Annotated in this window: 8 protein-coding genes; 5 read left to right on the top strand and 3 right to left on the bottom strand. The window is 60.6% G+C overall.

Annotated features, from left to right (window positions below):
- Position 1 precedes the first annotated feature (1 nt).
- On the bottom strand, positions 2-1,129 hold the full coding sequence (locus A8V01_RS19735; protein ID WP_170066010.1) for a glycosyltransferase: 1,128 nt from the start codon (positions 1,127-1,129) through the stop codon (positions 2-4).
- Between the two features lie 162 nt (positions 1,130-1,291).
- Here A8V01_RS19735 and A8V01_RS19730 point away from each other — a divergent pair, with 162 nt between their 5' ends.
- From A8V01_RS19730 to A8V01_RS19715, 4 genes are all read left to right on the top strand, one after another.
- Complete coding sequence (locus tag A8V01_RS19730) at positions 1,292-3,442, top strand: GumC family protein (RefSeq protein ID WP_170066009.1); 2,151 nt, start codon at positions 1,292-1,294, stop codon at positions 3,440-3,442.
- Entirely contained in the window at positions 3,432-4,553 is a 1,122-nt protein-coding gene (locus tag A8V01_RS19725) for an acyltransferase family protein (protein WP_170066008.1), read from the top strand. The genes A8V01_RS19730 and A8V01_RS19725 overlap by 11 nt, the downstream gene beginning before the upstream one ends.
- An 85-nt stretch (positions 4,554-4,638) precedes the next feature.
- On the top strand, positions 4,639-5,964 hold the full coding sequence (locus A8V01_RS19720; protein ID WP_170066007.1) for a glycosyltransferase: 1,326 nt from the start codon (positions 4,639-4,641) through the stop codon (positions 5,962-5,964).
- On the top strand, positions 5,961-7,421 hold the full coding sequence (locus A8V01_RS19715) for a lipopolysaccharide biosynthesis protein (protein WP_103098028.1): 1,461 nt from the start codon (positions 5,961-5,963) through the stop codon (positions 7,419-7,421). Before A8V01_RS19720 ends, A8V01_RS19715 begins: the two co-directional genes overlap by 4 nt.
- Positions 7,422-7,561: 140 nt before the next feature.
- Here A8V01_RS19715 and A8V01_RS19710 read toward each other — a convergent pair whose 3' ends face one another.
- On the bottom strand, positions 7,562-10,660 hold the full coding sequence (locus A8V01_RS19710) for a TonB-dependent receptor plug domain-containing protein (protein WP_103098027.1): 3,099 nt from the start codon (positions 10,658-10,660) through the stop codon (positions 7,562-7,564).
- Between the two features lie 226 nt (positions 10,661-10,886).
- Complete coding sequence (locus tag A8V01_RS19705; RefSeq protein WP_170066006.1) at positions 10,887-11,795, bottom strand: alpha/beta fold hydrolase; 909 nt, start codon at positions 11,793-11,795, stop codon at positions 10,887-10,889.
- 200 nt (positions 11,796-11,995) lie between these two features.
- Between A8V01_RS19705 and A8V01_RS19700 the strand changes: the two genes are divergently transcribed.
- Positions 11,996-14,023, top strand: a complete 2,028-nt coding sequence (locus A8V01_RS19700) for a c-type cytochrome (protein ID WP_103098025.1) — start codon at positions 11,996-11,998, stop codon at positions 14,021-14,023.
- Positions 14,024-14,055 lie beyond the last annotated feature (32 nt).

Here is a 14,055-nt window from a genome sequence, read left to right as displayed (position 1 = left end):
TTTACCCCGCTATGGCTCGGGCGATGGAACGCCGTTCTCTGCCGGTTTGATACAGCGCTTCCTCAGGCAATGCAGCGATCGCCAAACGCATGGACCGCCGCTCTTCGGGAGACAGCGTAATCAGCTTTCCGGGAAGATCCTTGCCCGCATCATCGATCAACAGACCGACACCATGCCGTGCCAGCCACCGGCCGGTTTCGACGTTTCGGAGCGCGATCGGAACCACCCCTTGCGCCAGACCTTCGTAAAGGCGGTTAGGCAGCAACCAGGCTGAATTGAGGCCTTCCTCGAAATAGTCGATCGCCCAGACGAAATCGACAGCCGCATAAAGCGCGCCCAGATCCTGGGCCGCATATTGCCCGGAGTAGGTCATTCCGGCGACCTCACGGATTTCTGCGGCGAAGTCAGGAAATTCGGCCGAGCTGGCAATACCCGCGACCAGCACCTGAATTCTGCCGCCGGATTCCCGGACCAACCGTGCCAGGTGCTCGAAAGTCTGCCTACACCGCAGCATGCCAAACCAGCCCACCACTATCGCAGCATCATTGTCTGCACGCGGCAGGGGGGCCTTGCGGGCCTGCGCGGCGGCGACCTTGTTCTCAACCAGCAGCACATGATCACGCCTGCCCTGTTTCTGCCGGAAGTAGCGGTCAGCAAATGCAGGAGAACTGACGATCACAAGATCCGTGCGCACAAGCAGCCACCGCTCCAACTTGCGCAGAAGCCGGGATTTGCCCCCGGTCCCCAGCATCAGACGATGAATGTCCAGACACTCGTAAACAAGCCGCTGGCCCGGTTTTCGAACCCGCCATGCAAGCACGAGCATCTCAAGGTTGCGCGCCACGATCACCGATGATCCGGCACAATGTTCCTTGATCGCAGCGGGGGCCAGCATATGCCGCAGGATTGCAGCAATGCGCTGCCCCAGACGCGCGTCTTTCGTCTGCCCCAAATCCGTGACGCTATTTGCCAGCGAAGCATGGCGTGTGATCGCATGTCTACGAAAGCCCCCAAGCTTCACGACAAACCCTTCCCCGATAAGCAGATCAACCCTGCGACACACGGCAGCATCGGTCAGATCATGCACCAGATAAGCGACCGATGCCTGCGGAGTTTGATCCAATTCCATTTTAAAACCCCCGGTCTCCATGCCAGAATGGAGGGAACTTCTGTTCCCAGATGGATGGCGCTTCGGCATTACCCGTAAGGCATCAGTAACGTTTACAGGCGGCATGCTTATGCATCAGCCCAAATGCCTCAACGTCTACATGATCCTATTTGGAGCAACGTCTTGAGCAACAGGAACCATGACGCCGCCGCAGACGAAATAACCATGGCGTCGACCGCCAGATTACTTCCGGATTCTTCGGAAATAGCGGCGTTATTGTTCCGCCGCAGATGGGTTTTTGCCCTCACCTTTCTTGCCACGATCGCGCTGACAGCCGTCGTCCTGGCCCTTCTTCCTCGCAGCTACACCGCAACCAGCGCACTGCTGCTGCAACCGCGCGAAGCGGAACCGGTGAAAGTCAACGATCGCGGCTTCGTGGCCCCCGCTGACGACAACTTGATCGATACTGCCGTACAAGTGATCCGCTCGCCAACGCTGACACTGGACGTCGTGCGCCACCTTGGCATTGCAAAAACGGCAGAGTTCGGCGGCACCGGCAATACGTCCGAGGCTGAACGGGAACGCTTGGCGGTTAACCGGCTTCTCACCCACACTCTGGTGCGCCGGATCGGGGTGACATATCTGGTGGAGATATCTGCATCTTCGACCAGCGCTGAACAGGCCGCAAAAATCGCGAATGCGTTGGCCGGCAGATATATTCAGCTGGACAAGACAAAGAAGCAGGCCAGCAGCAGCCAATCAGCCAGATACGTTGAGGGGCAAGCTTCTGCCCTGCGGCGGCAGGCTGTTACTGACGACGCGGCATTGCAGACCTACATGGTCCGCAACAACCTGATGAGCGCTCAGGGCGCGACGATGGCCGAACAGGAAGTATCCGAACTCAACCGCCAGATTGCCGATGCTCAGGCCCAGCTCGCGGAACAGCGTGGCAAGCTCGGTGCAGCCCAGGCCCAGATCGCACGGGGCGGCGGTGGTGCGGACATCGGCAGCGCGCTGGCGTCGGAAACGGTCCGGCAATTACGTCAACAGGAAGCACAGGCCAGCGCTCGTCTGGCACAACTTGATGCCAGATACGGCGCATTGCATCCCGAAGTTGCCGAGGCGCGCGACGAACTGGCTGATATCCGCAGCCAGCTAGAAGCCGAATTGGCGCGCATCGTCTCGGGACTGCGCGGTGATGTGCAGATCGCAGCATCGCGACTGGCGTCCTTGCAATCAAGCCGTGCACAGGCAAAAGGGGCGCTCGCGCAAAACAGCTCCGCGCAAGTCGGGCGTCTGGAACTGGAACGCCGGGCAGAAGCCAGCCGGGCGATCTACAGTGCCTATCTGACCCGCGCGAAAGAAACGGCGCAAGCCAGCGAGTTACCTAACGCCGACGCAACCATTGCCTCGATGGCCCGTGCACCGGACTTGCCCGCGTCGCCCAATTATCTTCTTTCTGCGCTTGTCGGATTCTTCGCGGCCATTGCGATCGCCTCGGTCGCCACGGCTGTGGCAGAATATCTGGAAGATACCGTGTCGACACGCGCCGATATCGAAACGGGTCTCGGGGCAACCTATGCGGGGGCCATTCCCACCTTGTCTTCCGCAACGCGCGCGAAAGTAGGCGGCATCACGCCCCAGGATTACGTGGCGACGCGCCCTATGTCGTTGTTCACGGAAAGCATGCGCAACCTGGCCACATACCTCGGTCTGATGACTGCAGATAACGGGACCCAAGTAATCACCATAACTTCCGCGCTTCCCAGAGAGGGCAAGTCAACGACGTCAATGTGTTTGGCGCGGGCTCTCTCCATGAGCAAACGACGCGTCGTTCTGGTGGACGCGGACGTGCGGCATCATTCCACATCCAACGCTTTTCGGCCCTCCCGCGAAACCGAAGGTCTGTTTCGTGTACTGGACGGTTCGTCCTCGATAGAGGAGGCGCTGATCCAGGATGATCGGACCACGTTGCACATCCTGCCGACATTTGGCCCGCGCAGCCCGGACGATGTCATTGCCGAAAGTACGATGGCCGCGCTGATTACTGATTTGAAACAGCGGTTCGACATTGTGGTGATAGATTCCGCCCCCGTGCTCGGCGTTGCGGAAACACGCATGATATCCCGGCTGTCCGACTGCACGCTTGTGGTCGCGTGCTGGCGCCGCACTTCAGTAAAAGCTGTACGGACCACGCTTGACCTGCTCGCGCAAAGCGGAAGCAGGGTAGGAGGGGTCGCCCTTAGTCGCGTGAATATCAAGGAGTTTGCCAGCGCCGGGCTGACCGATGCTTTCGGCTACTACAAGAAATTCAAGGGCTACTATGTCGACTGAAGGAGCGGCGCCCCGCGAACGCTTTCCTGCACTGGACGCGCTCCGCGGGGCGGCAGCGTTCGCGGTCCTGTTCTACCATTTACGCAGCCTGTCAGTTCCAGGGCTTCCCGACGGTGGGAAAAACGTGTTCGCCAGCGGTTATCTGGCAGTGGACCTGTTCTTCCTTCTCAGCGGATTTGTCATCGCTCATGCTTATGGAGCCAGATTGCGTGAAACGCTGACATTTCGTGCGTTCATGACAGCTCGCTTCGTACGCCTTCAACCCGTGATTGCCATTGGCACTCTTATCGGGTTCGTTCTGGCGCTGGTACAAACAGTGCTCAAGCTCGACGGCGCCCCTGGCCTATTCGCTATCACCACAGGTCTGCCCGCCAACCTGATGCTGCTGCCGAATATATTTGTGCCGTGGGGAATTTTTCTTTTCAATCCGCCAGCGTGGTCACTATTTTACGAGCTAATTGCCAATGGGGCTTACGCCTTAGGATTATCTCAGAAAAGACGCATCCTATTATCGGGAATATTGCCAAACGCGACCGGATTTACTGCGATTGGTTTTATATCGCTCTCGTTGTCAATCATAGCTTTCGGCGATCTGGATCATGGAGTTGTATTAGGCGATTGGCCCGTAGCGCTATCTCGAATTACATTTTCATTTCCGCTTGGGATCTTGATCCACGGCACCCGAAATCGATGGATGCCGCACATTCCCCACGTTCCCGCCCCCGCGATCATCATCGTCTGCATGGCCCTGCTTGCTACAGATTTCAGCGGAATCCTCCGCGCCTGCTACGATCTGCTATTCGTTACGATCGCATCGCCTGCGCTTGTCATGCTTGGTGCAGCTTCAACATTGTCGCCCCGAAACGCGGCTGCGGCAGAATGGCTCGGAAATATATCTTACCCCCTGTATGGCGTGCATGCACCCATCAAGCACCTAATAGAAGCAATGCAATTTGGCATATTTTTGAATAAGTTTTTTATATGTGTAATTGTTATTGTAACAATATCAATTTTTATCATGAAAATTGACAATATTTTGCAGATTTATTTTCGGAAATTGATGACTCGGCGTGCTTTAGAATTAGCTCCGGCCAGCAATTTCCCTGCATAACGGGCGGGGAGCGACAATGTTCTCCGGCGACAGACTATTTCATCTAATCCGAGCAACTCCTGCATGCTACGGGGGAAAGCCCAAGATGCGCCTGCGAATTAGAAATGCGTTCACTACTCTTGAGAGGCGCCGGGAAGAAAGCGCACCCGAGGTGAAAGGACGTGTCACTTTTCTAAGCCGCCAGCGCGTCGTTGGTCATACGAACGGCAGCAGCGCATACTTGCTGGATCTAGCCGCAGCGACGAAGCGCGCGGGGTTCGAACCGCACCTGCTGCAACCTTCCCCTGACATGATGGGCCGTTGGCCCATTATACGGCTGCGCCCGGAAATGAAGGTGTTCAAAACGCACAAAGTTCGCGGGGTATGGAAATTCGGATCGTGGATCGTGTCGCTTGATCCCAGCGTCTTTCGCGATGCAGCTCTGGCCGGGCTCAGGCGATTTGCGCAACGCGTCGGACTGACGGGTAACTGGCTGGCAGACCGCCCCCGCCCCTATTCCATAGCAACGCCCTGGACCGGAAGCGACCGATGGTTCGTAAGCCGCCATGCCGGCAAGTGCACCGACATCGTCATCGCGGATTATGCGTATCAGGCTGAGGCGTTGGACCTGCTGCCCGGCCGCCCCAGCGCGATCATAATGCATGATCTTTTTCATACGCGCACAGCTGGCGCGGGTGGCCGTGATTCCGTGGATTTGCTTGATCGGGAACGGGAAATCGCCTTGCTGACGCGCGCCGATGCCGTCATCGCGATCCAACCGGACGAAGCCCGTTTCGTGGCTGAAAACGTGCCGTCAACAAAGCCGATACTCGCCCCGATCGCGGTCGCCGCAATTGACGCCCCACAGCCGGGAACAACCGGACGCCTGCTGTTCGTGGGCAGCAACACGGCCCCTAATGTCGTTTGTCTGGAATGGTTTTTTGAAAACGTGTGGCCGGAACTCCAATCGCGCGCACCTTCCACCACGCTCGATATCGCCGGATCCGTAGCAACCGCATTTCCGTTGGGCGGCCCTCAGGGCACCAAATTTCACGGGACAGTCAATGATCTGTCGGATCTGTACAGTACAGCGGGGATCGTCATCTCGCCGCTCACCTTCGGGTCCGGGCTCAAGGTCAAACTTGTGGAAGCGATGGCACAGGGCAAGGCGGTGATCGCCACAGCCACGACTGTTCAGGGCGTAGAGCAGCAATGCGCCGGTGCGGTATTGCAGGCCGACACCGCAGACGCATTCATCAATGCAGTGATAACGCTGGAAGATCCACGACTGCGCTACACACTAGGCGAAGCCGCGCTGGCAGTAGCGCATCGGTATTTTTCCCCTGACGCTTGCCATGCGGAGTTCAGTTCCTGGCTGAAACATAATCATCCTGCCAAGGCGCCGCATGACCTGGAAAGCGAATTCCGATGACCAGTCATCGGCCCGGCATCGCCAGTCCGCTTCTGTGGTCTACCGCTTCCAGCCTCGGCACGCAGGCTCTGGGCTTCGTTACCTTCGCCGTTCTGGCAAGGTTGCTTGGCGCCCCGGCGTTTGGGCTAGTGGCCCTGGCGGCACTGGTCATCGACCTTCTACTTTTGATCAGCAATGCCGGAATCAGTGAAGCCGTTATCCAGCGCAATTCCCTGTCAGACGAAGATGCCGATACCGCGTTCTGGGCCAATCTTGCTTGCGGCGCGATGTTCTGCGCCTGCACCATCATTGCAGCGCCGTTGATCGCGCGATTGTTCGGACAGCCGGAACTGCGCCCCATCCTGATTGCGCTGGCATCCATCTTTGGCATCACGCCGCTTGGCGCGATCCATACAGCCCGGCTCAGTCGTGAGTTGCGCTTCCGATCCGTTGCCATGCGCAACTGTGCCGCCGCCATGACGGGAGCGATGATTGGGCTGCCTCTGGCATTGGCCGGTTATGGAGTATGGGCGCTCGTCGGCCAGCGCATAGGAGCATCGATCGCGATGGTGATCAGCGTCTGGCTATCCACTCGCTGGACGCCGCAGCTGCGCTTTCGATGGGCGACGTGTCGGGACATGGTTCGTTTTGGAGCGCATCTTGGTATTGCGGGCACACTGAACCAGATCAATATCCGCAGCGCGGAAATCATTTCCGGAATGCTGGTCGGCCCGATCGCGGTCGCATTCATCCGTGCGGGATCACGCATCGTGGAAGTGCTGAACCAGATCACATACACCCCGTTCCAGCAGATCTCGATGCCGATCATGGCGCGAACAGCCCACGATCATCACATGCTCAAAGCGACATATCTGCGCCTTAGCCGCATGTCGGCATTCATCATGTTCCCGGCGTTTTTCGGTACTCTGGCATTGGCGCGGCCCATCGTTGCGATCGTATTCGGGCCTGGATGGGCGCCCGTGGCGGATGCGATCCGGATATTCGCCTGCGCGGTCGTGGCATCTCAGATCAACAACCTGATTGTCGCCGCGATCACGTCAACCGGAAGTTCCCGCACGGTGTTGAAATGGACATCCACCCAGATCATCCTGGGATTGACAGCTGCGGTGGCCGTTCACCGCCTGGGGTGGCAAGCCATGCTGATTACCGGTGTTGCACGAGGTTACATCGTGCTTCCATACAGTTTCGCCTTGCTGCGCAAGCACGTTGGTATTCGGTTCCGTGAGGTGCTGGGAAGCATTTGGCCCGCGCTAAGCAGCAGCGCCGTGATGGTCCTCGTGGTGACTATCGGTATGGCGATGGGCACAGGACAGCTTGCGCCGCCTTACGCAATCGCCTTCTGGCTGCCTGCAGGCGCCGCGACGTATTTTGCATTTTACATCTGGCAGGATCGCACGATCCTTCAACAAATGCATGAAGTCCTTCGTATGCGGATGCGCAAGATGACGCCCAGTTAGGACGAAAGCCGAGGCACCCTGGCCAGATCGGCAGTTGCGAAGCGGAGCCAGGAACAAGGGACACTCTTCCCTGGCCCCGCTTCGCGTTCCCATCGCCTCCTGTGTTCAGGGTGCGATGGGAACGGTCACCTCATCAAAGCTTAGAAATCGACCTTAGCACCGACGCGCAGGTAGCGGCCCATGAAGAGACGGTCCTGCCATGCCGGGTTGAACTGATACAGACCGTAGCCTGCGTTCGGGTCGTACTTGGGCTTGCCATCCAGAACGTTCAACACGTCGAAGTAGAGACGGAACTGTTCCGCGACCTTTACTTCGCCATGTGCGTCCAGATCGAAGGTTGCCTTCGCATGGCACTGCACCGGATCGCCGTTGTCATACGTCAGAAGCTGGCCTGCGGTGCCGCTTGCCTGGCAATCCTTGTAGACGCCACCGGCATCCGCCGAGGTCGACGAATAACCGCTGGTGTAGTTGGCGGTCAGCGTCAGGCTGCCCTTGTTGTTGAAGTCCAGCGTGTTCTGCCAGGTCAGGCGGAAGCGCGGCGCGCCCGAGCACGAGGTCAGGTTGCAACCACCCAGCGACCCGTCATAGCGCCACACCGACCCGTCCGAATTCTCCTGCTGGAGACGGATCAGGTACGAAGCGTTCGCCTTGCTCTGCAAGGTCAGCTTGTCGGTGAGGTACACGCGCGCATCGGCCGAGAAGTCGATGCCCGAGCCAAGCATGGCATTGTCGTTCTTGAACGAACTGACGACCTGCCCGAGCAGCGGCAGCGCATCCGGGTTCTGCGGATCGGCCTGACCCGGAATCACGGTCACGCCCGGCAGGTTCACCACGCCATCATTGGCGTAATACTGCGCGATCGCATCGCCGATGCTGACCGACGTGATCAGGTTCTTGATCTTGGTGTGCCAGTAATCGAGCGTAAACGTCAGGTTACGCGTCGGCTGCAGTACGGCGCCAAGGGTATACGAGGTGGACTTTTCCGCCTTCAGGTCGGGATTGCCCGAATTGGTCGAACCCGGCGAATACGTGCCTGCGTAATAGGCCGGATTGCTCTTGTGAGCGGCACAGAACGCAGCATACAGTTCGTCGCTGCAGACGATCTGCGAGTTCTGGTAGCCCGTTGCGGGCAGCTGGAACGATTCGTTCAGGTTCGGGGCGCGGAAGCCCTTCGAGAACGTGCCGCGCAGCTTGAGCTGATCGACAGGACGGAATTCCGCCTCGAACTTGGGCGAGAAGTTCTTCTGGCCGGTCGAATAGTGATCGTAGGAGCCGTCGAACTTCACGCGGAACTGGTCCACAATCGGCACGGCGATTTCGTAAGATGCCGACCAGATGTTGCGATGACCTTCCACGCCAACGGCATTGATGCCGTAGTAGCGGGCGTAGGGGTTCTCGTTGTTCGGCGCGTTCGAGCTGGGGTTGTCGATCGACTCGTAGCGGTACTGGCCCGCGACGGCGACGTTGACCATGCCGCCCGGCAGTTCGAACACGTCCTTGCTGAGCGTGCCGACAACCTGCGCGAGCTTGGAAGTGGCGCGCTTGTTCTGGTCGGGGAAGACCTGCTGGCGTGCTTCTTCCGAATTGGCCGAAGGATCGACGAAGTTGTAAGTGCCCTGCGCGATCGCGTCGGCCAGACCCTGGAGATAGATGTAGCCGGTGTTCTTCACGTCAAGCGTAACTTCGGACGCCGTCGCACCGACCGAGTAATCCCAGCCATCGCCGAAGCTGCCATTGATCCCGGCCGCGACGCGGTAGGTCTTGGCATCGGTGAACGTGCGGCGCGGCTGATCGGGCATGCCGCTCAGACGGGCCAGCTGACCCTGCGCCGCGTAAGGGTTGTTCGGGTTGAGCGTGCCGTTGGACGCGTTGCACCCGGTTGCCAGAAGGTTGCCGCCGACAACCGAAGCAGTGCCGGTCGGGCAGACGTAAACGGGCAGGAACACGTTGGTTACGGCGACGACGTCACCGCCCGCCGCGGTCTGGCCCGCCCACGAGGAGTTGTTGTTCTGATTGGCGGTCTTCACGTTGTAGTAGTTGAACGCGATGAACGCTTCGGCGTTGTCGCCGACCTTGACGGTGCCACGCAGCGACGCGCCCTTGCGGGTGGTTTCCGCGGTATACATGCTGTAATCGTGGACCAGATCCTGCTGGCAGACCACAGAAGGCGCATTGTTGACGGTCGGGCCGCCATCATACTTGTTCTGGCCGACAGCCTGCTGTTCGGGCGTCAGCGTTGCGGCGGTCAGATTGCCGCAGCCAGCAGCCGCGTTAAGCAGCTGATACGATCCGGAATAGAGCAACGCGCTGCGCGTGTTACCTTCATCATCCGTGATGCTGCCATAGACCGGAACGTAATTGCCGTTCTCGTCGATCGTGGTCTGGGTCGCCTGACCGAAGTTCACGGTGGTCGACTGGAAACCGTTGTAGCTGCCGTCGGCCTGGATGCCGTTACGGATGCTGTTGTTCAGACAGCCCTGCTCGGCGGTGCCGCAAATGCTGCTCTGGTCGGCGGTGCCCCAGGGGCCCTTGCGGTTGCGCAGGTACGTCGCATCGTTGTGCTGGTACTCGGCGCTGGCGTAGATGTTGAAGCCCTGTTCGTTCAGGTCGCCGTAGCCGTAAGTGGCATTGATGCGCTGCTCGGCACCGTCACCGCGCTGCGAGATGCCCATCGAGGCATCAAGGTGCAGGCCCTGGACCTGACGCTTGGTGATCACGTTGACCACACCGGCGATCGCGTCCGAACCATACGTCGCCGAAGCGCCGTCAAGCAGCGTATCGATGCTCTGGACCGAGCTGCTGGGAATCGAATTGATGTCGACGATGTTGCGCTGAGTGTCGTCTGCCAGCGGGTAATACGCGGTGCGCATGCCGTCGAACAGGGTCAGCGTATAGGCGTTGTTGAAGCCGCGCAGCGAAGGCGCGGTGGCGCCGGTGGTAAAGCCGTTGGCCGACCAGCTGGCCGGAATCGTGCCGGCGTTGTTGGCGGTCAGCGACTGCAGGGCGTCGGAAACCGTGGTGATGCCGCGCTTGGTAAGGTCATCCGCAGTCACGGAAACCACAGGCGATGCCGTGGCGGCCGCGGGATTGCGCGTGATGGAGCCGGTGACGACGATGGTGTTCTCGTCGCTGGTGTCCGTTGCGGAAGTATCCTGGGCGTGGGCCACGCCGCACATCATGACGAATGCCGTCAGGCAGGTCGCGCTACGCAGCGCGGCCTTCTTGGGGGGGGTCTTCAAGTCTGCGTTCCTTGTCCATTACCGCCGACAAGCCGTGTGACCAAGCCTGCCGGAAGCGCGGCGGATGCCGCTACGGGCGTGTAGGGTGACGCCCTGGGAGCGCCCTCTGGACCCCCGGTCCGACGGTTTCAAAGAACATTTCTAAATTATTGCCAAAGATTTCAGTTTCGTTGCCATTTTGCAACACATCGATTTCGAGTCGTTCCCACCAGCAAACCGCGCCGGATCAGGCCAGAAAACGGTCGATTGCGCGGGCCGTGTCGACAGGATTGTCCTGCACGGGAAAGCCGCTGACGCCGGACATGACGATGCTGCGAACATCGCGAAACGCCGCCTCCGCGCCGGCCTGGTACTTCAGGAAGAAACCGTCGCGCTCTCCGTAAAGCAGCAGAGTCGGGGCAGATACCCGACGCATCAAGGAGACGAAATCGGTATAGGCGACACCGCGTTCGTGCGGCCTGATCCAGCGTCCTGCCTGTTTGCGGCTGGCGTTCTGCTCCGCGCCGATGCGCTCGGCATTGATCAGGCCGAACACGCCTCGCGCGACCTCGGCATCCACCGGCAGCGGATCGCCGTCCGGCGTGAACATCGAAGCCTGTCCCGCCTCCTTGGCTGCAACCTGCTCTTGCGTGCTTGCAGGCCCCAGCACGCATGACGGCAAAGCCAGCCGGCGCACACGCTCTGGCGCGATTGCGGCCATGGCCACGGCGACACAGCCGCCCAGTGAGGTGCCCGCAAGGTCGACCTGCGCCAGCCCCATCTCCTGCAGCGCGCCCAGCAGCAGCCCGGCCGTCTCCACAACCGTCTGCACTGCGGGCGGCGTGCCCAGCCAGTGCGAGGCGCCATGTCCGGGCAGGTCGAACGCGATGACCTGCCGCCCTTTCGCCAGTGCCGGGGCAACATCACGCCAATCCGCCACCCAACCGCCAAGCTTGTGCAGCAGCACTAGGGGCGGCGCTGTGCCCTTGTCCCCCAGCGTCACGTAGCGCAGCCGCCCGCCTGCGCGGCCGACCACCCCGCCACCTGTCCAGACCGTGTCCGGCGGGGTGATGAAACCGGTCATCGCCGAGGCCCGTGTCGATGCCAGAACGGCGCCCAGTGCAACGCTTCCGGCAAATCCACGTCGATCGATCATGCGCTTGGCCCTTCCGGCTGACAGGCATCCAAGTGTCCATGCCGCAGCGCCGGGGTCGACCATATCGACGCTCACTATCCGCCTGATGATGACCCTTGCCATTCATGTCGGTGCGCGCACGCCCCCCGCACTAGACCCGCCGTGGGCTCTTGCGATCTGGCGCTCCTGCGGACTGCCGATCAATCACGGGAAATTTCCTCATGAAGCAATTCCTTGCAAGTCTGGCTGCGGGATCGGCTCTTCTGCTTGGCGGTTGCGACACCGGCAGCCCGCAAGGCGTGGACAAGCTGACCTACCACAACGATCCTGCCCGCGAAGGCTGGAACGATCGCGAGCGGATGCTCAGCCCGATGACGGTCGCAAGCGAGCGTTTCGGCGAACTGTGGCAATCGCCAAGGCTGGATTTCCATGGCGCAACCCCGCCCCGCCTCTTCGCATCGCCCCTTTACGTCAGCGCGCTGCGCTTTGCTGAAGGGGTTCAAGCAAATCGCACCCTGCCGGTTGCCTTCGTCGTGGCCAGCACGGGCTATGCCTACGCCATTCACGCCGGTACGCGGCGCGATCTTCCTGCCGGAACGATCCTATGGAAGCGGCAACTGACGGACACCCCCTGTCAGGACGGACAGTTCGGCAACCTCAGCACGCCCGTCATCGATCGCGACGCCAATCGCCTCTACGTCACCAGTTGCCGTGGCGACTGGATCTGGGACATCCACGCGCTTGACCTGCGCACCGGGCGGGAGGTTCCCGGCTGGCCGGTAACCGCAAGCCCGCGCACGGTCACGGCCGAGGTGAACCGCAACGGCACCAGCCATTTCGTGGCCGGGCAAATCTATTACCAGCGCGGCGCGCTGAACCTCAGCGCTGACGGATCGCGGCTTTACGTGGCTTTCGGCCCGGATCTTCAGGGCTTTCTCGTCTCGGTGGATACGCGCCGGCCACGGATCGCAAGCGCCTTCTCGTCCATGCCGCGCGAAGACTTGCAGCAAGGCGGCATGTGGGGTGCATCCGGCCCCGCGATCGACAGGCAAGGCCGCATCTACATCGCTACAGGCGCCAGCTTCATGTCCGCACTTGAGAAGCGCGGCATCCCCGGCGTCTATCCCGAAGTAGCGGGCGCATGGGGCCAGTCGATCCTGCAATTTCGCGATGAGGCCGGGGCTGGGCTCAAGCTTGTCGGCACTTACTCTCCGTTCAACTACTGTCAGACGGCCGCATCGGACATCGACATCGCAGGAAGCGGCGCGGTGGCGTTCGACCTTGAACGCAGCGGGTCCACGACGCCGCACCTGCTGACGCTGGGCGCCGGAAAACAGGGCAACGCTTATCTGCTCGACCGCGATCACATGCCGGGCAGCACGCACAAACGGCACGCCTGCAGCACCGATCCGGCCAGCGACGGCTCCCTGCTGGCCCCTGATCCACAGCCGGAACTGCATTCACGCGGGCCAGTCGTCGTATTCGGCCCCTATTCGGACAGCATCGGCATGGTGAACTCTGCCAAGAGCCGCGCCACGCTGGCCCATTTTCGCAATCGCAGCGGCGAGCACTTCCTCTATCTTGCCGGCAGCGCCAAGACCGGCCCGGACTTCGGCACCAACATCCCGCCCAGTCTGGTGCGCGTGAAGGTCGTGATCGGCAGCAACCGCCCGGCCTACCTTAAGGTCGACGCGCGCGAGATGACGCAGACCCTGCAGAACCCCGGCTCTCCGGTGGTGTCCAGCAACGGCGGCGCAAACGGCGTAGTCTGGGTCATGGACACCAACGTGCCCCGCAGTGTCGACATCTACCGTCCCGACGCCCCCGGATCGCGGCTCTACGCATTCGACGCAAGGACCATGAAGCTGCTGTGGCAAAGCGGGGATGCGCTGTTCACTTCGGGCAAGTACAACGAGCCGGCCGTGGTCGATGGGATGGTGCTGGTGGGCACCGATCGCCTGCAGGCCTTCGGCCTGCGCAGTTCCGCCTTGCCAGCAGGGCAGCTCCAGCACCCGGCGGTCGCAACCACGTCTAATCAGGGCAAGGCGCTGTTCGACGGACGCTGCGCCGCCTGCCACACCAATGCCGGATCGGGCGCTCCGCCGATCCCGGTGATCGCCGCATACGCGCAGGACCGGATCGTAAGCACGCTCAAGACCGGCAAGATGAAGGAGATGGGTTCGGGCCTGAGCAATACGCAACTTGCGCAAATCGCCGCCTATGTCCGTTCCGGGGCCGCCAACAGATAGCTTGAAGGTCGCCATCGAGGCAGAGGGGGAGC

The sequence above is a fragment of the Novosphingobium guangzhouense genome, from assembly GCF_002896965.1.
GTDB classification, from domain to species: domain Bacteria; phylum Pseudomonadota; class Alphaproteobacteria; order Sphingomonadales; family Sphingomonadaceae; genus Novosphingobium; species Novosphingobium guangzhouense.
This window is presented reverse-complemented; position numbering and strand designations above follow the sequence as displayed.

What these genes read in the sequence shown, in the direction of transcription:
- A8V01_RS19735 (WP_170066010.1), bottom strand. Translation starts at nt 1,129, where the DNA reads ATGGAATTGGATCAAACTCCGCAGGCATCGGTCGCTTATCTGGTGCAT.
- A8V01_RS19725 (WP_170066008.1), top strand. Translation starts at nt 3,432, where the DNA reads ATGTCGACTGAAGGAGCGGCGCCCCGCGAACGCTTTCCTGCACTGGAC.
- A8V01_RS19720 (WP_170066007.1), top strand. Translation starts at nt 4,639, where the DNA reads ATGCGCCTGCGAATTAGAAATGCGTTCACTACTCTTGAGAGGCGCCGG.
- A8V01_RS19715 (WP_103098028.1), top strand. Translation starts at nt 5,961, where the DNA reads ATGACCAGTCATCGGCCCGGCATCGCCAGTCCGCTTCTGTGGTCTACC.
- A8V01_RS19705 (WP_170066006.1), bottom strand. Translation starts at nt 11,795, where the DNA reads ATGATCGATCGACGTGGATTTGCCGGAAGCGTTGCACTGGGCGCCGTT.
- A8V01_RS19700 (WP_103098025.1), top strand. Translation starts at nt 11,996, where the DNA reads ATGAAGCAATTCCTTGCAAGTCTGGCTGCGGGATCGGCTCTTCTGCTT.